The sequence below is a fragment of the Gordonia sp. McavH-238-E genome (genome assembly GCF_022348225.1).
GTDB lineage: Bacteria > Actinomycetota > Actinomycetes > Mycobacteriales > Mycobacteriaceae > Gordonia > Gordonia terrae.
Genome location: NZ_JAKRFE010000012.1, coordinates 39,471 through 58,613, shown reverse-complemented (window position 1 = coordinate 58,613; position 19,143 = coordinate 39,471). Strand labels below are relative to the sequence as shown.

The window sequence follows — 19,143 nt, the reverse complement described above, 5'->3', positions numbered from 1 at the left end:
TTCATCTCCGTATGAGGCCGGATTCCCCGGCGCACGGCGGGCTGGGATGCCGGTCGCCTGCGGGTGCCGTGGTGCGGGGATGGCGTCGGGAGACGAACGAGGGACGGTCGATCGGCGACCTCCCCGCGGCGCGAGAGAGGCACGTCGAATGCAGTTGGTACAACGGTCCAAACGCGTGGTGGAAGCCAGGCTGAACAATTCTGCGGTGCGCGCGATCAGCGGGTCGATGGTCGCCTACGAGGGACAGGTCACCTTCAAATCGGCGGGCTTCGGCGGCGGTGACGGTGTGCTCGCGGGCCTCAAGCAGCGTGCCACCGGGGAGGCATTGTCGCTCATGGAGGCGTCGGGCAACGGCATCGTCTACTTCGCCCACAACGCCGCGGAGACGACGGTCATCGAGCTGAACAACGAGACGCTGCAGGTGGAGTCCGAGCAGCTGATGGTGCTCAACGGCAACCTGCAGACCAACGTCACGTTCGCCGGTCTGCGCGGCGCGTCGTCGGGTCAGGGCCTGTTCACCACGACGGTGAGTGGCCACGGACAGATCGCGCTGCTGTCCAACGGCGGCCCGCTCATCCATCTCGAGGTGTCACCGCAGTATCCCCTCGTGGTCGATCCGGACGCGTTCGTCTGCGCCCGTGGGCAGCTGAGTCAGTCCTTCGTCACCGACGTGTCCTGGCGGTCGGCGCTGGGACAGGGTGGCGGGGAAGCGTTCTCGCTGCGCTGGGATGGCAGCGGCGTCGTGTCGATCCAGCCGGCCGAGCGGTGAGGGTGAGGTAGCGAGAATGTTCACCAAGGTCAACAGCAAGGTCGTCTCCGTCGACATCGGTCGGACCGGTCCGGTCATCGCACGACGTGGGGCGATGCTCTTCTACAAGGGTGATGTGCACTTCCAGCCCCACCAGATCGCGGGTGCCGGCGGCATGGGCGGCGGGATGCCGGGACTGGGCGGGATGGGCGGCATGGCCGGTCGGATGCTCGCCGGCGAGCACGAGTCCACGATGATCGCCCAGGGGCACGGTGAGGTGCACTACGGCTTCCTCGGCATCGAGGTCCACGTCGTGGATCTCGGCGCAGTCGGCGGGATGATGCGCGTCGAAGCATCACGCCTGCTCGCCTATGGGGCCAACCTGCAGGCGTCGGTCGTCTCGGTCGCGTCACAGGGCGGCGGCGGTGGTGGCGGTGGCGGCGGTCTGTTCGGGGCGCTGCGGAACGCGGCGGCCGGCGCAGTGACCGGCCAGGGCATGTTCACGACGCAGCTGTCGGGTCCCGGCTCGGCGGTCCTCCTCGGGCACGGCGGGGTCTTCGAGCTAGAGGTGTCGCCGCAGAAGCCGCCGGTGAGCGTTGATCCACAGGCCTTCGTCGGATCGGCGGGGCAGGTCAACACCACTCTGCGATCGTCGATGAGCTGGCGGAATGTCGGCCGAACCGGCGGTGAGGCAATGCAATTGGAGTGCTCCGGACAGGGCATCGTGTACGTGCAGGCATCGGAGGAGAAGCTGTGAGCCAACTCAACACCGTGTGGAGTCCGATGAATCTGCCATCGGACGACAACGTTCCGGACAACAACTACTCGTTCTGCATCGATCTCAACCAGCCCTGGTTCATGTCCAAGGGCGCGATGATCGCCTACTACGGTCAGATGCAGTTCACCGCGCTCACGCAGGGGCTGCAGGGCAACATGCTGCAGATGGTGGCCCAGCAGTTCTCCGCCCCGCTGTACCTCGGTGACTACGTCGTCGCCGAGGGCCACGGCAAGCTGATCATCGGTGATCGCGGTTACGACATCAACGCCTACGACCTCGAAGACGGCAACCTCACCATCCGAGCAGCCAATCTGCTTGCGTTCCAGCCGAACCTGTCGCTGAACCAGTCCATCGTGCCGGGTTTTCTGACGCTCATCGGCACCGGCAAGTTCCTCGCGTCGTCGAACGGTCCGGTCATGTTCGTCGAACCGCCCGTGCGCGTCGACCCGGAAGCCCTTGTCGGGTGGTCGGATTGCCCGTCACCGAGTCACCACTACGACGAGGCGTGGGTCAACGGGTTCATCGCCGCCGCGGGCCGGCGGATGGGGTTGAACTCCGGCGAGGAACGTCAGTTCGATTTCACCGGCGCCGGAACCGTTCTGGTCCAGTCCAGCGAGAAGGTGCGCGACGACTCGTCCATCGTGCGTACCATCCAGGGCCACCTACCCGGAATGTCGGTCCCTGGTCTGCAGCAGATCAACCAGCAGATCAGCCAGCAACTCGGTCAGCAACAGGGCTGAGTCCGGTCCGTCGAAAAAGACTGCGCCGCAGGTCCGTCGAGGACCTGCGGCGCAGTTGTCTCACGCGTTCCCGCCCTCCGCTCCCTGAGGAGCGCCTGGAGCGTGCGGAGGGCGCTCACCGCTCCTTGAGGAGCGAGCTTGCGAGCGTCACGAAAGGTCAGACCTCGACCTTCTCCACTTCGCCCCTCGCCGCGAGGCGGTTGCGGCGGATGATGCTGGAGATCAACGCGGCGATGATCAGCGCGACGCCGATCAGGCCGGTGATGATCTCCGGCACGTGTGTCCCGATCGAGTACAGCAGGATGAACGCCAGCGCGCCGATCGCCCAGTGCGCACCGTGCTCGAGGTACACGTACTCCGACAGCGTGCCCTTGCGCACCAGGTAGACGGTGAGCGAACGGACGAACATCGCGCCGATGAGGCCGAGGCCGAGGGCGATGATGATCGGGTCCGCGGTGATGGCGAACGCGCCGATGACGCCGTCGAAGGAGAACGACGCGTCGAGCACCTCGAGGTAGAGGAACAGGAAGAATCCCGCCTTACCGGTCGCCTTGGCCAGATCCGACGGGCCGGACTTGCCGTTGGACTTCTCGACCGCCGACTTCTCGGCCGCATCGGTTCCCGGCTCGGCCGCCTCGTCGTCCTCTTCGGTCTCGACGTTGAAGTACTCGCCGAGGCCGTTGACCAGGATGTAGGTGATCATGCCGAGCGAGCCGGCGATCATGACCGTCGACTGCTCGTCCGGCGCGGCGATGTAGCTCGCGGTGAGAACGAGCAGGGTGATCGCGATGACGACCTCGAGCATCTCCAGCTTGCCGATCTTCTCGAGCGGACGCTCGATCCAGGTCAGCCAGGTCAGTTCCTTCTGCTCGAAGACGAAGCCCAGGAACAGCATCAGCAGGAACATGCCGCCGAACGCCGCGATCTGCGGGTGGGCGTCGGTGATGATCGTCTCGTAGCTGGGATCGCCGTTGGCGAAGTACGCCGCGTCGTTGGGCGGCGGGTTCAGTGCGAGGTCGAGTGCATCGACGGGATTGAGGCCCGAAGCGAGCCACACGATGACCAGCGGGAACACCAGGCGCATGCCGAAGACGGCGATCAGGATGCCGATGGTGAGGAAGATCTTCTGCCAGAACTCGCTCATCCGACGGAGGATCGTGGCATTGATGACCGCGTTGTCGAAGGAGAGCGAGATCTCGAAGACGCCGAGGATGGCGGTCAGGATCAGCGCTTCGACACCGCCATAGAGGAACGCGATGATCAGCGACACGATCGTCACGACGACCGAGAGGCCGAAAATTCTTACTACCACCGGATTGTGGCCTTTCTAGGGTGTGTGTGGTCCAGCCGACCGCATCGTCGGAGAGGAGTGTGACATGCGGATGCCGCACCCGCCAGTAGGGCGAGTGCGGCATCCACGGGCATGTCAGGCGGACAGCCGGAGTCCGAGAGGACTCAGACGTTCACACCGAAATCGCGGGCGATGCCTGCGAGACCCGAGGCGTAGCCCTGGCCGACCGCGCGGAACTTCCACTCCGACCCATGACGGTACAGCTCACCGAAGACCATCGCGGTCTCGGTGGAGGCGTCCTCGCTGAGGTCGTAGCGGGCGATCTCGGCACCGCCGGCCTGGTTCACGACGCGGATGAACGCGTTGCGCACCTGACCGAAGGACTGCGAGCGTGCGTCGGCGTCGTAGATCGAGACGGGGAAGACGATGGAGTCGATGTTCGGCGGCACGCCGGCGAGGTCGACCTTGATGACCTCGTCGTCGCCTTCGCCCTCACCGGTCAGGTTGTCGCCGGTGTGCTCGATCGAGCCGTCGGGCGAACGCAGGTTGTTGAAGAAGACGAAGTGCTGATCGGAGACGACCTTCTTGTCGGTACCGAGCGCGATGGCGCTGGCGTCCAGGTCGAAGTCGGTTCCGGTGGTGGTCCGGATGTCCCAGCCGAGGCCGACGGAGACCGCAGTCAGGCCCGGAGCCTCCTTGCTGAGGGAAACGTTGCCGCCCTTGCTCAGGCTCACGCCCATGGTTTGCGCCTTTCTGTTGGTACGGGGTCTCGTGATGTCCGATGTGCCCGATCCCGGGCCACTCGGAGCAATCGACAACACTCTATGTGAAGGGTTTGACGCGGTCACTGATTTGGTTGGATGACCTGCGGTTTCCGTCGAGTGGGGTGTCGGGACGGCGACAACAGAAGCGGCGCTCCCTGATCAGATCAGGAAGCGCCGCCGGGTTGCGTTCTACGAGGCTCAGGCCTCGATGATGAACTCTTCGAGCTGGGCGCGCGCGACGTCGTCGGCGAGCTGCTTCGGCGGGGACTTCATCAGGTAGGCCGAGGCCGGGATGACCGGTCCGCCGATGCCGCGGTCCTTGGCGATCTTGGCGGCGCGCACGGCGTCGATGATGATGCCGGCCGAGTTGGGGGAGTCCCAGACCTCGAGCTTGTACTCGAGGTTCAGCGGCACGTCGCCGAAGGCGCGGCCTTCGAGGCGGACGTAGGCCCACTTGCGGTCGTCGAGCCACGCGACATGGTCCGACGGGCCGATGTGGACGTTCTTGTCCTCGACCTTGCCGGCGAGCGAGCCGGTCAGGTTGGAGGTGACGGCCTGGGTCTTCGAGACCTTCTTGGACTCCAGACGCTCACGCTCGAGCATGTTCTTGAAGTCCATGTTGCCGCCGACGTTGAGCTGGTAGGTGCGGTCGAGGGTGACGCCGCGATCCTCGAACAGCTTCGCCATCACGCGGTGGGTGATGGTGGCACCGACCTGGCTCTTGATGTCGTCGCCGACGATCGGGACACCGGCGTCGGCGAACTTCTGGGCCCACTCGGGGTCCGAGGCGATGAACACGGGGAGTGCGTTGACGAAGGCGACGCCGGCGTCGATGCAGCACTGGGCGTAGAACTTGTCGGCCTGCTCCGAACCGACCGGGAGGTAGCTGACGAGGACGTCGACCTCGTTGTCCTTCAGGGCCTGGACGATGTCGACACCCGAACCGTCGGCCTCGGTGATGGTCTCGAGGTAGTACTTGCCGAGACCGTCGAGGGTGTGTCCGCGCTGGACGGTGACACCGGTCGGCGGGACGTCGGCGATCTTGATGGTGTTGTTCTCGCTCGCGAAGATCGCGTCGGACAGGTCGAAGCCGACCTTCTTGGCGTCCACGTCGAACGCGGCGACGAACTCGACGTCGCGGACGTGGTACGGGCCGAACTTCACGTGCATCAGGCCGGGAACGCTGGAGTTCTCGTCGGCGTCCTTGTAGTACTGCACGCCCTGCACCAGGGATGAAGCGCAGTTTCCTACGCCCACAATGGCAACGCGCACCTTATTGGGCTCACCCATGGTCGGGTTCTCCTTCTTCTCGCGGCATCGCAGTCGTTCGCTGCGCAACCGGTGTTTTCCGTTGCTCGGGTTCGTCGAGCTGTGCGTCCCGGCTCTGCATCGAGTCCGGGTCTTGATATTCGTCATCGGCTCGTCCGGTGGAGGCCGTGGGCTTCCCCGAATCGAACTGTGACCGTTCGCTGTCGGCGAGGTCGTCGTCGAACTGTGTGTCGAACGGGTTGGGCGCCCCGTCCTGCTGGGAGCTCTCGGCCGCGATCAGCTCGTTGAGCCAGCGGACTTCGCGTTCGCTGGACTCGAGGCTGAGCTGATGCAGCTGACGGGTGTACCGGTCGACGGTCCGGTTGGACCGTCCGACGATCTCCCGCAACCCCTCCCGACGCTCCTCCACCTGCCGGCGGCGGCCCTCGAGGATGCGCATACGCGCAACCGCGGGGGTGCGGCTGAAGAACGCCAGGTGCACACCGAAACCGTCGTCGGTGTAGTTCTGGGGTCCGGTGTCGGCGACCAGCTCGGCAAACCGTTCCCGGCCTGCGTCGGTGAGCTGGTAGACACGCCGGCCACGCCGCACCTTGACGCCCAGGGGCGTCTCGGGTTCATCGATGAGGCCGTCGGCCTGCATGCGACGCAGCGTCGGGTAGAGCGATCCATACGAGAACGCACGGAAGGCGCCGAGCAGGCCGGTGAGTCGCTTGCGCAACTCGTAGCCGTGCATGGGGGATTCGAGAAGCAATCCGAGAATGGCCAGCTCGAGCACTTCGCCACCCCCTTCACGTCCTGCCGATGATCTGTCACTTCTTCCTCGGACTTGATGTACCGACGCGCTCTGACGCGCCGACACCTCATTCCGATGTATTTGCCAATGTATCGCACCGATATAACTGGTGTCCACGAGCGGTCGGTCAGGAGAAGGACAGATGGCCGGAGGGCATCCGGCGGTGGCGTGACGGACATCTCGGGACGCGCACGGGCCGGTTTCCGGGGCCTCCTCGCCGGACCCGTCGCGCCGACGCCCCGGCAGAGACCACGTACCCTGAAAACCGTGCAACGCCAGATCGTCGACTACGCCCTGCAGCGGCGCGCTCGGCTGTCCTCGGTCCATGCGGGCCGGACCGCCGTTGCCGAGGTCTGCGACGCGAGTCCGTACCTCCTGCGCGCGGCGAAGTTCCATGGTCGGCCCAGCACCACGATGTGCCCGATCTGCCGAAAAGAGCAGGTCACCCTGGTGTCATGGGTGTTCGGCGAACGACTGGGCCAGGTCAGCGGCTCGGCACGGAGCAACGAGGAGATCGCGCGACTCGCGACGACCGCCGAGGAGTTCTCGGTACATGTCGTCGAGGTGTGCCGGACCTGTAGTTGGAACCATCTGGTGCAGTCATACGTTGCCGGGCTGCCGCCCCAGTCCACGCGTCGCTCCCGACGCGTCGCCAAGTAGGGCGCCGGCCTGCGGTTTTTTTGCCCGGGCCGTTGCCTGCTGTCACAGTGGAGCGGCACGAGGCCAGAGAAGGTAACCGAGATCCACGGACGATGACGTCCGCCCGATCCGGTAGGAAGGTGGACGATGAGCGAGGCACGCGGGTCTTCGCCCACGCCCCGGCGCACCGGCATCCGACCCGGTCCGGGCGGTGGCGGTCAGAACAGAAGTGAGACGGCGACCAGACATCGGCGGTTCGCATGGGCGCTGGGGATCGTGGGCGCGATCGTCCCGGCGATCGTGCTGGTGCTCATCGTCGCGTTCGCGTTCACCTACTTCACCGCCGAGATCCCGGAACCAGAGGTGAGCCAGAAGGCCACCATCGTCGACACCTCCGGACGCACGCTGGCCGATGTCACCTCGCCGGACGGCAACCGCACGGTCGTCCCCTTCGACGAGATCCCCGAGACGATGAAACAGGCCATCGTCGCGGCCGAGGACCGCGAATTCTGGACCAACAACGGATTCTCGCCGCGCGGTCTGTCCCGTGCGGCGATCGGGCAGATCACCGGCAACCAGACCGCCGGCGGTGGCTCGACCATCACGCAGCAGTACGTCAAGAACGCGATCGTCGGTGACGAACGCAGTTTCGACCGCAAGTTCAAAGAACTCGCCATCGCGGCGAAGATGAACGATCGGCACGGCTGGTCCAAGGAGAAGGTCCTCGAGGCCTATCTCAACACGATCTACTTCGGCCGGGGCGCCTACGGCGTCGCGGTCGCCGCGCAGAAGTTCTTCAACAAGTCCATCACCGACAAGCGTCGCGCCGAGCGCTATCCGTTGACCTTCGAGGAGGCCGCGCTGCTGTCGGCCGTCATCCGCGCGCCGTCGTACTACGATCCCGACACCAACCGCGAGGTCACCGAGGCGCGCTGGCGTTACGTGCTCGACGGCATGGTCGCCACCGGTGCCATCACCCGTGCGCAGGCCGACAACGCCGTCTTCCCCAAGACGGTCAAGGCTCGCGTCAGCGATTCCGACGAGACCCCCGGCCCGAACGGACTCATCAAGCGGCAGGTACTCGCCGAGCTCAACCGCATCGGCATCACCGACAAGCAGCTGCGCACCGGCGGCCTGAAGATCAGCACCACGATCGATCCGCAGGTCCAGAACGGCGTCGTGCAGGCAGCCTGTCGCAAGAACCGGATCTACAAGTGCCCGAACGGTGAACTGAACGGCGAGCCCGACGATCTGCTCGCATCGGCGGTGTCCATCGATCCGCAGACCGGTGGTGTGCGCGGCTATTACGGCGGCGACAACCCGGGCGGTTGGGACCTCGCCCAGGCCGGCCTCCAGACCGGATCGTCGTTCAAGGTGTTCGCACTCGTCGCGGCGCTCGAACAGGACATCCCGCTGTCGAAGACCTACAGCTCGGCGCCGTTCGAGGCCAGTGGTGGTCTGACGGTCGAGAACTCCGACGGTGAGAGCTGCGGCACCTGCAACCTCGCCACGGCGATGAAGATGTCGCTCAACACCGTGTACTACCGCCTGATGATGGATCTCGACGGTGGCGCCCGGGCGGTCGCCGACGCCGCGCACAAGGCCGGTGTCGCGGAGTCGTTCGGCAACATCGAGAAGACGCTGCAGGAGGCGAACGGTCAGCCCGAGGGCGGCGTGGTGCTCGGTCAGTACCAATCACGGGTGATCGACATGGCCTCGGCGTACGCCACCCTCGCGGCGTCGGGCGTCTATCACGAGCCGTACTTCGTCCAGAAGGTCGTCGACTCGGAGGGGCAGGTCCTCTACGAGCGCAAGACCGAGGGCAAGCGCGTCTTCCCCGCGAAGGTCGCCGACAATGTGAGCGCCGCCCTGCAGCCGATCGCGGCCTACTCCAACGGGAACTCGCTCTACGACTCGTCCCTCGGCTCGCGTCCCTCGGCCGCCAAGACCGGCACCGTCCAGCTCGGCGACACCGGGCAGAACAAGGACGCGTGGATGGTCGGTTACACACCGCAGTTGTCGACCGCGGTGTGGGTCGGTACCAATGACGGCACGGCCCTGACCAACTACAACGGTGCCTCGATCTACGGCAGCGGGCTGCCGTCGTCGATCTGGAAGTCGGCGATGGACGCCGCCCTCGAGGGCAAGGAGATCAAGCAGTTCCCCGAGCCGGAGTCGGTCGGCGGTGTGGCCGGCGTGCCCTATGAGGCCCCTGTCACCACCGAGGCGCCCACGCGGACCCGCGGACCCTCCGTGCCGACCTTCGACATCCCCGACCAGGGCGGGGACGGCAACCTCACCCTCGCTCCGGGCGTGACGATCCCCATCCCGGGCGCCCCGCGGAACGGCGGCGGTGGCGGCGGTGGCAACAGCCCGGGCGGCGGCGGATTGGCCCCCGGCGACGGCGGTGACGGCGGCGGCGACTCCGGCAACGGTGTACCCGGCGGCGGTGACGGAGGCGGAGGAGTCCCTGAACCGCCCATCGGCTGACCCGGATTCGGCGGGCGACTCCGCGGCGAGCGGCCCCGACCCCGTCTGGGACAGCCCTGCACCCCTTGCGAGTGATCAGCGTGTCGACGACGCGCGGATCCTGCCGACACGCACGGACGGCTTGGTGCGCGAGGCGAGTTCGCTCGTCGGTGGACCGGTGGGAGCACACGCCGTCATCGGCCGGAGCCGGCATCTGACACCCCTGCGGGTGCTCTTCGTCCTGGCGCTGTGCGGACTCGCACTCGGATGGTTCGGCAAAGCCGCCTGCCTGCAACAGGCACCGGTTGACGGCGGCACCACCGCGGGCGCGGAGATGCGGCTCGACTGGGACGATCAGCGCCAGTTCACCAACCTCTGCTACTCCGACGTCATCAGCCTGTTCGGCGCCGAGCGGCTCAACCAGGGCGCGCTGCCCTACCGGGACTTCTGGTTCCAGGAGGACTCCGCGGGACAGACCGTCAAGCGGTACATGGAGTACCCGGTCCTCACCGGGATGTTCATGTACGGCGCGGCGCAGCTGACCCAGGGGTGGCTCTGGGCCGAGACCCACTGGGGCGTGCCCGGGGCGCTCGACGTCGTGCTGTTCTTCACGATCGTCGCGTTGGGACTGGCGGCATTCTGGTTGGTGACCATCTGGGCCACCGCGCTCACCGCGCGAACCCGCATGTGGTCGGTGTGGCTGGCCGCGTTGTCCCCGCTCGTCTTCGTGCATGCGTTCACCAACTTCGACGCCATCGCCACCGCGGCGGTGGCGGTCGCGCTGCTGGCCTGGTCGCGGGAGCGCTTCTGGCTGGCGGGTGTCTTCATCGGACTCGGCGCCGCGGCCAAGCTGTATCCGGCGCTGCTGCTGGTGGTGCTGGGCGCGCTGTGCCTGCGAACCGGGAAGGTCCGCGAGTTCGGCGTCGCGGCCGCGACCGCGATCGCCGCCTGGCTCGCGGTGAATCTGCCGATCCTGATCCCGTACCCGTCGGGGTGGTGGGAGTTCTTCCGGTTCAACGGCGACCGGTCCGCGGACCCCGACACGATCTACCGGGTCGTCGCCGACGCCGCCGGTTTCACCTGGAACACCGGCTATCTGAATGCGCTGTCGGTGGGGTTGACCGTGGTCGTGATCGCCGCGGTGGCCGCGATCGGTGTCCTGGCGCCGTACCGGCCTCGTGTCGCGCAGTTGGCGTTCCTCGCCGTGGCCGGCTTCCTGCTGGTGAACAAGGTGTGGAGTCCGCAGTATTCGTTGTGGCTGGTTCCGCTTGCGGTACTTGCCATTCCACACGCTCGCCTGCTGCTGGCCTGGATGGCGGTCGACGCGCTCATCTGGGTGCCGCGGATGAGTCTGTTCCTCGATGCCGAACGTCGTTGGCTCCCGGACCAGTGGTTCACCGCCGCCGTGGTGCTCCGCGGACTGATGGTGCTCGCACTCTGCGCCGTCGTCCTGTGGCAGATCTGGCACCCACGTGACGATCTGGTCCGTCGCGGGAGCGGCGGAAAGTGGTACGACGATCCGGCGGGTGGCGTCCTCGACGGCGCGCCGGACCGGATCGGTCGACGGTCGCCGACGACCAGGGCGGCAGACACAGCGCGAGAACCGGAGCCGGTGCTCGGTCAGCGGTCACGCACGTTCGAGGTCTCCTGACGATTGGGTGACCGCGTCCCTGGGTAATGACCGGTCATGTCGGATACCGCACCACACATCTCGGACGACACCGCGGAGGCGGTCGGCAAGGTTGGGGAGGCGCTGGAGTACATCGAGCGCGCCCGCGGCCACCTCTACTCCTTCCATCAGCTCATCGGGCGTGGCGATCTGCTGCTGGGGGAGGCCGTCGACGAACTGCGCGAGGCGGGCCATGCCGAGTTCGCCGATGAGCTGTCCACCGAGCTGGTGGGTCGCAATGTGCTGGAGGGTCGCTGGACGTTCCAGGTCGTCGAGGAATTCGACGACACCTACTGGGGCCCGTTGCGCGAGTACGTCGACCGGGTGCGAGCCGATCTGACCGACGGCCGGCGGCACGTGCACGAGGCGCGGATGAAAGAAGATCGGCGCACCCGGGGACATTCAGAACACACCAAGAACCCGTAGGTCTCGCTCAGACGGTGATCCGCTGCAGCAGGCGATCTCTGGCCGCGGGCCAATCGTCATCGGTCATGGCGTACAGGGCGGTCGTGCGCCAGCCGTCACCGAATCGGCGGTGCTTGCGCAGCAGACCCTCGAAGCTCGCACCCAGCTTCGAGATCGCGGCGCGCGATCGCGCGTTGCTCTCGTGCGTGTGCCACGTCAGGCGGACGGCGCCACACTCCTCGAATGCGTGGCGCATCAACAGGTATTTGGCGGTGGGATTCACCGCGGTCCCCTGGACGCGTTCGCTGTAGAACGTGTAACCGATGCACGCTGACCGATTGGTCTCGTCGATTTCGTAGTAACTCGTCGACCCGACCACGCTGCCGTCGGCGTTGTCGACGACGGTGAAGGCGACGCGTGAGTCGAGAGCCGACCGGACGTACCGGCGCGCACTGTCCTCGTCGGTCGGCACGCCCGGAACCCACCGGAAGAGGGTGGGGTCGTCGACGACGCGCGCCAACGGTCCGATGTCCTCGATGCCGATCGGCCGCAGGGTGACCCGATCGTGCACCAGTGGGCCGGTCGCCAACCATGTACTCATGCCGAACCTCTCGTGATCGTGTCGCGCGGTGAACGGAACCGCTCCCCGTCGGAGGACGGGTCGACGGCACCGGGAACCCGTGCGGCCATTCGGACAGCCAACGGCTCACGGAGCGGGGTGCCCACGAAGGTCACGATCAGGTAGGCGAGCAGAACCGCGTGCACCCACACCGAACCGGCGACGCCGGTGACGATCCACCATGGCAGCGGATCGCCGGCATCCCGGATCGGGAACAGGCGGAAGATCGTCAGGTCGAGGGCGAGGTCGGCGAGGAGATAGGTCAGGATCACCGGCCAGCGCACCTTCATGAGAACGAAGAACGGCAGAATCCAGAGCGTGTACTGCGGCGAGTGCACCTTGTGGAACAGCATGAAACCCGCCAGCATCGCGCCGCTCACGCCGATCCACGGGAAGATGCCGACGCGCTCGAACCGGCGCCACCCGAGGTACATCGCCACCGCGAACGAGGCAAGGATCAGCAGCGGGGACAGCACGCTGACCACGGAGTTGTAAGTGTCTCCGGTCCCGGTGAGGTACCGCAGCCCCCAGTACCAGATGGAATTGGTGTCGACGTCGGCTCGGCGGCGGCTCTGGAAGGACAGTGCCGCCTTCCATCCGTCGAATCCGAGGACCATGAACGGCAACTGGATCGCGGCCACCGTCACGACGGCGGCGCCGCCAACCCAACCGGCGCCCGTCCAGTCCAGGCCGCTTCCACCGCGCCGTCGTTGCCCGCCTGTGCGTGCACCACCGGCGCCGCGGGTGAGAACGTATGCGGCGAGCGGCAATACGAAGATGCCGGGGTAGAGCTTGAGGCAGAAGCCGACCGCGAGCAGGACTGCCGCGATGACCGCGGACGTGCGAAGCGGCAGCCGTCGTCGATCTGTACCGGGTTGGACGGACGCGCCCCAGGCCATCACGGCGATCGCCCCGACGGCCGTCGCGACAACCGGCAGTTCCCAGTTGTGGAAGGAGTACAGCACCAGCGGGGGTGTCGCGGCCCAGAGCAACGCCCACCATCGGACCATCAGCGCGAGCATCACCGTGATCGCGAAACCGAACGGCGCCAACAGGAGTGCGGACTGGATGAAGAAGTCGGTGTCGGTGTCGGCCCCGCTCGCGCCCAAGAACATGAGCACGCCGGAGAGCACCGGGTACTCGACGACGCCGCCGAACAGGGTGCCGTCGGAGGCGATCCCGCCGTGGATGTAGGGGAAGACGTGGGTGTTGATGTCGCGGCCGAGCCACAGGTAGATCAGGTCCGAGTAGCAGGGGATCACCGCGTCGGGATCACCCGTCGGCCAGTTGTCGCTGCGCCCGTACTCGTCGAAGGGGGCGCCGCCGCACCGGAGCTTGGCCTGGAAGCTCCAGAACATCGTGGCCGCGGTCGCCAGCACCGAGACCAGAACGATGACGGCCGTCTCGCCACGGCCGGACAACCGTGCGGACCACCTTCCCGGGGTTGTCCGCCGCTCCGACATGGGCAACAGCGTAGGTGGTCCGGCGGTAGGTCGCCGCAGCGACCCGTGACCACGGATTTCACTGCGAACGGGCAGGTCATGTATCTTGGACCGGTTGCCGACGCAGGCGACCCTCCTGCCACGGACAGTCCGTGGCCGACCTAGCCCATAGGAGGTGATGTGGTCTTATGCGTCACTACGAATTGATGGTCATCCTCGATCCGAATCTGGACGAGCGCACCGTCGCACCCTCACTCGATACTTTCCTCAATGTTGTCCGCAAGGATGGCGGTTCGGTGGACGGCGTCGACATCTGGGGCAAGCGCCGTCTTGCCTACGAGATCCTCAAGCACAACGAGGGCATCTACGCCGTCATCGATCTCAACGCCGAGCCCGCCACGGTCACCGAGCTCGATCGTCAGCTGAAGCTGAACGAGTCGGTTCTGCGCACCAAGGTCCTGCGGAAGTAATCCACAGGCTTTCTTGATCGTCTGAACACGTCGGTACCGGGTTCTAGGGTTGGACCCGACAGTTCAACACAACCCGGTGCATGTCGATCAGCGAGTGCCCACCACACGACCCAAGGGGAAACACATGGCAGGCGACACGGTCATCACCGTCATCGGCAACCTCACCGCCGACCCGGAACTGCGGTTCACGCCGTCGGGCGCAGCGGTTGCCAACTTCACGGTGGCTTCCACTCCGCGCACCTTCGACCGCCAGACCAATGAGTGGAAGGACGGCGAAGCGCTGTTCCTCCGCTGCAACATCTGGCGCGACGCCGCGGAGAACGTGACCGAGAGCCTGACCAAGGGATCCCGGGTGATCGTGCAGGGACGGCTCAAGCAGCGGTCCTACGAAACCAAAGAGGGCGAACGACGCACGGTCGTGGAACTCGAGGTCGACGAGATCGGCCCCTCCCTGCGGTATGCCACCGCCAAGGTCAACCGCGCCTCGCGCGGTGGCGGTGGTGGCGGCGGATTCGGGTCCGGTGGCGGCGGCGGTAGCCGCGGCGGCGGGAACTCGAACCAGCAGGTTGCCGACGATCCCTGGGGCAGCGCGCCTGCCAGCAACAGCGGGGGATCGTTCGGCGGCGGGGACGACGAACCACCTTTCTGATAGCGCTCGGGGCACGATCACCCGCCCCGAACACCCGGGAACGGCAGCGACCGTCCCCGAAGCATTGACTGGAGCAATACACACATGGCAAAGGCAAAGCCGAGCCGGAAGCCTCGCGTCGAGAAGGTCACCAAGACCAAGGCGTGCAGCTTCTGCAAGGACAAGAAGGCCGTCATCGACTACAAGGACACCGCGCTTCTGCGTCGTTTCCTGTCCGACCGTGGCAAGATCCGGTCGCGTCGCGTGACCGGTAACTGCGTGCAGCATCAGCGCGACGTCGCTGTGGCAGTGAAGAACTCGCGTGAGGTGGCCCTGCTGCCCTTCACCTCGACCAGCCGATAAGCGGAAAGGATCAGTTGACATGAAGCTCATCCTCACCGCCGCCGTGGAGAACCTCGGCGAAGCCGGCGACATCGTCGTGGTCAAGGACGGCTACGGCCGCAACTACCTGCTGCCTCGCGGCCTGGCCATCAAGGCCACCCGCGGAGCCGAGAAGCAGGTCGAGGGCATCCGCCGTTCGCAGGAAGCCCGCGAGGTCCGCGGTCTCGAGCACGCCAACGAGCTGAAGCAGGCCCTCGAGGGCCTCGCCGATGTCTCGCTGGACGTCAAGACCCACGACTCGGGCAAGCTCTTCGGTTCGGTCACCGCGGCAGATGTCGCCGGTGCCATCAAGACCGCAGGCGGCCCGACCGTCGACAAGCGCAGCGTCGAGCTGCCCAAGGGGCACATCAAGGCCACCGGCAGCTACCCGGTCGTCGTCAACCTGCACCCGCAGGTCTCGGCGACCGTCCAGCTCGCCGTCGTCCCCGCGAGCTGACCTCCAGATTCACGCACGAAGGCCGGGTGGAGATCTCCACCCGGCCTTCGTCGTCTGTCCCTACTTCGGTGCCGGCGGATTGGCAGGCAGCTGGTTCCAGTACTGCAATCGGGGCGGGAGGTACCGCGGCGCCGGGTTGGCGCTGTGGTCGACCGCGTTGTTGCCGGGACCGAGGGTGTCCCACGACGGGAAGAAGAACTTGTGCCAGGCCGGCGTGAAGATCAGCGCGCGCTCGCCGGTCCGGCAGGCCACGGTGTCGCGGCGGGGGGCGGTGCACGTGACGCCCTCGATGGTCACCCGCTTGCCGACGCCGAGGAGCGGCGGCCGGAAGCCGCTCTTCGGACCGAAGCGATAGGTCTGGTCCGTGCGCGCCCACCAGGGTCCCTGCTGGTCGTCGGAGATGACCGCACCGATGGCATTCGGCGGGGCGGTCGCCGGACGGCCCGCACAACCCACGTAGCGGTAGCCGGGGCCGACCTGGCACACCCATCGGCCGGTCGTGAAGAAGGAGCGCCCGTTGTCGACGTAGGCCACAGACCGGAACGTCGTCGGGTCGATCGGTTGATACCGCGACAGATCGAATTCGACGGGCATCGAGGGACCCGGTGCGGCGACGGCCGACGGGGCCGTCGCGAGCCCGGCGGCAGCACTCAGGGCGGCCAGCACGGTGACCACGCGACGGACAACGACCGACTTGGACCCCAACCTCGACACGATCGACATTGCATCACACCCGGCAGGCGTGTCGTCGGCGTTCGTCGGTAAGTCGCACGACTGAAGATGCTCGGGAGCTCGTCTGGCCAGGTGTAACGCAGACCACACCGGATGTTCACCCGAATATTCGCCACGGGTGGTTGAACGGGCACCCGCAACACGCCCGCAAGGCGACGCGCCGAGGAAGTCCAAAGGATTTCCAATTCCTTGATTGTGGAAATTAGTCAGCCCTCTGAGCTGCGGAAACAGTGTTGTTCACACCCGAATTCCTCAGGTTGTCCACAAAGGGTGCACAACGCGTCCCCTGGCCACTCACACACGCTCCACAAGTAATCCCCAGATTCGTCAACAGGTCGGTTTGAGTCGGGGTCGCAGACGTCCTAGTGTCACGCCTCAGCGTCTCCGTCCGTCTCGGCGCACACGACAGTCGATGTCGGTGCCACCCGATAGGAAGAGACTGACCGAAACACGACGTCGACACCGGGGACTCGCGACGTGGCCTACCGGGGCCGACACCAGACTCAAGGTCGTACTCATTCGATGTCGGGTGGGATCGAGCGTTGCGAGAGGTTTGACACGCGTGGCTGTTGTGGATGACCGCGGGCGCGGCCCCGCCGCCGGAGGCCGAACACGGGGAGAAGAAGAGATCCCCGCGGAGGACTTCGGCCGGCAGCCCCCGCAGGATCTGGCCGCCGAGCAGTCGGTGCTCGGCGGCATGCTGCTGTCCAAGGATGCGGTCGCCGACGTCGTCGAGAAGATCCGTACCAACGACTTCTACCGTCCCGCTCACCAGGCGGTGTTCGAAGCGGTCCTCACGCTGTACTCGAAGGGTGAGCCCGCCGACGCCGTCACGGTCGCCGCGGAACTCGAGAGAGCGGGCGAACTCAAACGGATCGGCGGTGCGCCCTATCTGCACACGCTGATCTCGACGGTGCCCACTGCCGCCAATGCCGGTTACTACGCGGAGATCGTCGCGGAGAAGGCGTTGCTGCGGCGACTCGTGGAGGCCGGCACACGCATCGTCCAGTACGGCTACGCCGGTGCCGACGGCCAGGACGTCGCCGAGGTGGTCGACCGGGCCCAGGCCGAGGTGTACGAGGTCACCGAGAAGCGCACCGCGGAGGACTACGTCCCCCTCGAGGATCTGCTGCAGCCGACGATGGACGAGATCGACTCCATCGCATCGCGGGGCGGCATCTCGTTGGGCGTCCCGACGGGGTTCGCCGACTTCGACAAGCTCACCAACGGCCTGCACCCCGGCCAGATGATCATCGTCGCGGCCCGTCCGGGTGTCGGCAAGGCGCTCGCGCTCGACACCCCGCTGCCGACGCCCACCGGGTGGACAACGATGGGCAAGGTGGGGGTCGGCGATCATCTCCTCGATGCGCACGGCCGACCCACCCGGGTTGTCGCCGCCACCGAGGTGATGACCGAACGCCCCTGCTACGAAATCGAATTCAGCGACGGCGCGATGATCGTCGCGGACGAGCAGCACCAGTGGGCGGCCGAGATCGACGGCAAACGCCGCGTTGTCACCACAGCCGGTCTTCGTGCACACGTCGGCTGCGCTGTCGTGCGCAACACCGCGCCGCTCGAGTTGCCGCGCAAGCGTTTCGCCTACGGCCCCTACACGGTGGCGGCGCTGGCCGGGATGGCCTTCGACGACCCCGAGATCAGCATGCGGATCGACGCCGAGGGCCCGGTCGACGTCATGACGCTGATGGCCGACCTCGGTGGGCGCATCCCGTACGAGTACCTGCGCGGTTCGATCGCGCAGCGCCGGGCACTGCTCGCAGGACTGCTTGACGCCCGTGCCTCGGTCGACGACGACGGCTGGATCACCGTCCCGGCCGCCACCCGGCACATGACGGCCGTCGTCGCCGATCTCGTGGCCGGACTCGGATTCAACTACAAGCGGTCAGCCACCGGTTGGTTGCGCGTCGACGCCGACGATGACGTGTTCACCGTTCACCACAAGGCGATTCGGCACAAAGAGCTGCGCAGGCGGGCCGGTGTCCGGCGCGTCGTCGCGGTCCGCCCCGTCGACCCGGTCCCCGTGCGCTGCGTCCAGGTCGACAACGCCGAACACCTGTACCTCGCGGGCGAGGCGATGGTCCCGACCCACAATTCGACGCTCGCGATGGACTTCCTGCGCTCCGCGGCGATCGGCCACGGCCTGACCGCCGCCATGTTCTCGCTGGAGATGAGCAAGACCGAGATCGTCATGCGTCTGTTGTCGGCGGAAGCGAAGATCAAGCTGGCCGACATGCGCGCCGGCACGATGAGCGACGACGACTGGACCCGCCTCGCCCGCCGGATGGGCGAGATCTCGGAGGCGCCGTTCTTCATCGATGACTCGCCCAACCTCACGATGATGGAGATCCGCGCCAAGGCGCGGCGTCTCAAACAGCGCCACGACCTGAAAGTCGTTGCGGTGGACTACATGCAGCTGATGACCTCGGGTAAAAAGGTCGAGTCCCGCCAGCAGGAGGTGTCGGAGTTCTCCCGTCAGCTGAAGCTGCTGGCCAAGGAACTCGAGGTCCCGGTGATCGCGATCAGTCAGCTGAACCGTGGTCCGGAGCAACGTACCGACAAGAAACCCCAGGTGTCGGACCTCCGAGAGTCCGGTTCGCTGGAGCAGGACGCCGACATGGTCATCCTGCTGCACCGTCCCGACTCCATCGAGCGCGACGACCCGCGCGCCGGCGAGGCCGACATCATCGTCGGCAAGCACCGTAACGGCCCGACCGCCACGATCACCGTCGCACACCAGCTGCACCTGTCCCGGTTCGTGGACATGGCGCGGGGGTAGTTCGCCGCTTCCCCTGAGTGTGGGGTGAGAACTCGCTGATAATCGCGCCGCCCGG

19 protein-coding genes are annotated in these 19,143 nt (G+C 66.4%); 12 read left to right on the top strand and 7 right to left on the bottom strand.

Annotation, left to right across the window (positions count from 1 at the left end; genetic code table 11):
* The first annotated feature begins 148 nt into the window (after positions 1-148).
* From MHN80_RS18690 to MHN80_RS18680, 3 genes are read left to right on the top strand one after another with little or no spacing between them, the layout of a single operon-like run.
* Positions 149-769 (top strand): AIM24 family protein, encoded by a 621-nt coding sequence (locus MHN80_RS18690; protein ID WP_033204169.1) that lies wholly within the window; start codon positions 149-151, stop codon positions 767-769.
* A gap of 16 nt (positions 770-785) precedes the next feature.
* On the top strand, positions 786-1,505 hold the full coding sequence (locus MHN80_RS18685; RefSeq protein ID WP_004021132.1) for an AIM24 family protein: 720 nt from the start codon (positions 786-788) through the stop codon (positions 1,503-1,505).
* A complete protein-coding gene (locus tag MHN80_RS18680) occupies positions 1,502-2,266 on the top strand; it encodes an AIM24 family protein (protein WP_004021133.1) in 765 nt (254 codons plus the stop codon). Before MHN80_RS18685 ends, MHN80_RS18680 begins: the two co-directional genes overlap by 4 nt.
* A gap of 157 nt (positions 2,267-2,423) precedes the next feature.
* Here MHN80_RS18680 and MHN80_RS18675 read toward each other — a convergent pair whose 3' ends face one another.
* From MHN80_RS18675 to MHN80_RS18660, 4 genes are all read right to left on the bottom strand, one after another.
* Positions 2,424-3,578, bottom strand: a complete 1,155-nt coding sequence (locus MHN80_RS18675) for a DUF475 domain-containing protein (protein WP_064569647.1) — start codon at positions 3,576-3,578, stop codon at positions 2,424-2,426.
* A 143-nt stretch (positions 3,579-3,721) separates the two neighbouring features.
* Entirely contained in the window at positions 3,722-4,297 is a 576-nt protein-coding gene (locus MHN80_RS18670) for a TerD family protein (RefSeq protein WP_004020651.1), read from the bottom strand.
* Between the two features lie 222 nt (positions 4,298-4,519).
* Positions 4,520-5,611, bottom strand: coding sequence for an inositol-3-phosphate synthase (locus tag MHN80_RS18665; protein WP_004020652.1), 1,092 nt, complete (start codon positions 5,609-5,611; stop codon positions 4,520-4,522).
* Positions 5,604-6,365, bottom strand: a complete 762-nt coding sequence (locus tag MHN80_RS18660; RefSeq protein WP_239402961.1) for a PadR family transcriptional regulator — start codon at positions 6,363-6,365, stop codon at positions 5,604-5,606. The genes MHN80_RS18665 and MHN80_RS18660 overlap by 8 nt, the downstream gene beginning before the upstream one ends.
* A 285-nt stretch (positions 6,366-6,650) precedes the next feature.
* Between MHN80_RS18660 and MHN80_RS18655 the strand changes: the two genes are divergently transcribed.
* The 4 genes from MHN80_RS18655 to MHN80_RS18640 all read left to right on the top strand — a co-directional run bounded on the left by MHN80_RS18655 (position 6,651) and on the right by MHN80_RS18640 (position 11,586).
* Entirely contained in the window at positions 6,651-7,043 is a 393-nt protein-coding gene (locus tag MHN80_RS18655; protein WP_010844588.1) for a DUF5318 family protein, read from the top strand.
* A gap of 126 nt (positions 7,044-7,169) precedes the next feature.
* Complete coding sequence (locus MHN80_RS18650) at positions 7,170-9,512, top strand: transglycosylase domain-containing protein (RefSeq protein WP_239402960.1); 2,343 nt, start codon at positions 7,170-7,172, stop codon at positions 9,510-9,512.
* The gene (locus MHN80_RS18645) at positions 9,472-11,142 is read left to right on the top strand and encodes a glycosyltransferase family 87 protein (protein WP_239402959.1); all 1,671 of its coding nucleotides are present in this window, start codon (positions 9,472-9,474) and stop codon (positions 11,140-11,142) included. The genes MHN80_RS18650 and MHN80_RS18645 overlap by 41 nt, the downstream gene beginning before the upstream one ends.
* 36 nt (positions 11,143-11,178) lie before the next feature.
* Positions 11,179-11,586, top strand: a complete 408-nt coding sequence (locus MHN80_RS18640) for a hypothetical protein (RefSeq protein WP_239402958.1) — start codon at positions 11,179-11,181, stop codon at positions 11,584-11,586.
* Between the two features lie 7 nt (positions 11,587-11,593).
* Here MHN80_RS18640 and MHN80_RS18635 read toward each other — a convergent pair whose 3' ends face one another.
* Positions 11,594-12,166 (bottom strand): GNAT family N-acetyltransferase, encoded by a 573-nt coding sequence (locus MHN80_RS18635; RefSeq protein WP_239402957.1) that lies wholly within the window; start codon positions 12,164-12,166, stop codon positions 11,594-11,596.
* A complete protein-coding gene (locus tag MHN80_RS18630; protein ID WP_239402956.1) occupies positions 12,163-13,647 on the bottom strand; it encodes a hypothetical protein in 1,485 nt (494 codons plus the stop codon). The genes MHN80_RS18635 and MHN80_RS18630 overlap by 4 nt, the downstream gene beginning before the upstream one ends.
* 167 nt (positions 13,648-13,814) lie before the next feature.
* On the opposite strand from MHN80_RS18630, the gene rpsF reads away from it, so the two are divergent.
* From rpsF to rplI, 4 genes are all read left to right on the top strand, one after another.
* A complete protein-coding gene (gene rpsF / locus MHN80_RS18625; protein ID WP_004020660.1) occupies positions 13,815-14,096 on the top strand; it encodes a 30S ribosomal protein S6 in 282 nt (93 codons plus the stop codon).
* Positions 14,097-14,220: 124 nt separating this feature from the next.
* Entirely contained in the window at positions 14,221-14,745 is a 525-nt protein-coding gene (locus MHN80_RS18620) for a single-stranded DNA-binding protein (protein ID WP_004020661.1), read from the top strand.
* Positions 14,746-14,829: 84 nt separating this feature from the next.
* Entirely contained in the window at positions 14,830-15,087 is a 258-nt protein-coding gene (gene rpsR, locus MHN80_RS18615; protein ID WP_004020662.1) for a 30S ribosomal protein S18, read from the top strand.
* Between the two features lie 19 nt (positions 15,088-15,106).
* On the top strand, positions 15,107-15,562 hold the full coding sequence (rplI, locus tag MHN80_RS18610; protein WP_239402955.1) for a 50S ribosomal protein L9: 456 nt from the start codon (positions 15,107-15,109) through the stop codon (positions 15,560-15,562).
* A gap of 60 nt (positions 15,563-15,622) precedes the next feature.
* On the opposite strand, the gene MHN80_RS18605 is transcribed toward rplI, so the two are convergent.
* Positions 15,623-16,285 carry a hypothetical protein gene (locus MHN80_RS18605; protein WP_239402954.1) on the bottom strand — a complete coding sequence of 221 codons (663 nt, stop codon included), beginning with the start codon at positions 16,283-16,285 and terminating at the stop codon, positions 15,623-15,625.
* A gap of 571 nt (positions 16,286-16,856) precedes the next feature.
* Between MHN80_RS18605 and dnaB the strand changes: the two genes are divergently transcribed.
* Positions 16,857-19,088 (top strand): replicative DNA helicase, encoded by a 2,232-nt coding sequence (gene dnaB, locus MHN80_RS18600; protein WP_239402953.1) that lies wholly within the window; start codon positions 16,857-16,859, stop codon positions 19,086-19,088.
* Positions 19,089-19,143: the final 55 nt, after the last annotated feature.

Excerpts from the sequence above, each read along its gene's own strand:
- MHN80_RS18690 (WP_033204169.1), top strand. The coding sequence starts at position 149 with ATGCAGTTGGTACAACGGTCCAAACGCGTGGTGGAAGCCAGGCTGAAC.
- MHN80_RS18685 (WP_004021132.1), top strand. The coding sequence starts at position 786 with ATGTTCACCAAGGTCAACAGCAAGGTCGTCTCCGTCGACATCGGTCGG.
- MHN80_RS18670 (WP_004020651.1), bottom strand. The coding sequence starts at position 4,297 with ATGGGCGTGAGCCTGAGCAAGGGCGGCAACGTTTCCCTCAGCAAGGAG.
- MHN80_RS18665 (WP_004020652.1), bottom strand. The coding sequence starts at position 5,611 with ATGGGTGAGCCCAATAAGGTGCGCGTTGCCATTGTGGGCGTAGGAAAC.
- MHN80_RS18650 (WP_239402960.1), top strand. The coding sequence starts at position 7,170 with ATGAGCGAGGCACGCGGGTCTTCGCCCACGCCCCGGCGCACCGGCATC.
- MHN80_RS18640 (WP_239402958.1), top strand. The coding sequence starts at position 11,179 with ATGTCGGATACCGCACCACACATCTCGGACGACACCGCGGAGGCGGTC.
- MHN80_RS18635 (WP_239402957.1), bottom strand. The coding sequence starts at position 12,166 with ATGAGTACATGGTTGGCGACCGGCCCACTGGTGCACGATCGGGTCACC.
- MHN80_RS18630 (WP_239402956.1), bottom strand. The coding sequence starts at position 13,647 with ATGTCGGAGCGGCGGACAACCCCGGGAAGGTGGTCCGCACGGTTGTCC.
- rpsF (WP_004020660.1), top strand. The coding sequence starts at position 13,815 with ATGCGTCACTACGAATTGATGGTCATCCTCGATCCGAATCTGGACGAG.
- MHN80_RS18620 (WP_004020661.1), top strand. The coding sequence starts at position 14,221 with ATGGCAGGCGACACGGTCATCACCGTCATCGGCAACCTCACCGCCGAC.
- rpsR (WP_004020662.1), top strand. The coding sequence starts at position 14,830 with ATGGCAAAGGCAAAGCCGAGCCGGAAGCCTCGCGTCGAGAAGGTCACC.
- rplI (WP_239402955.1), top strand. The coding sequence starts at position 15,107 with ATGAAGCTCATCCTCACCGCCGCCGTGGAGAACCTCGGCGAAGCCGGC.
- MHN80_RS18605 (WP_239402954.1), bottom strand. The coding sequence starts at position 16,285 with ATGTCGATCGTGTCGAGGTTGGGGTCCAAGTCGGTCGTTGTCCGTCGC.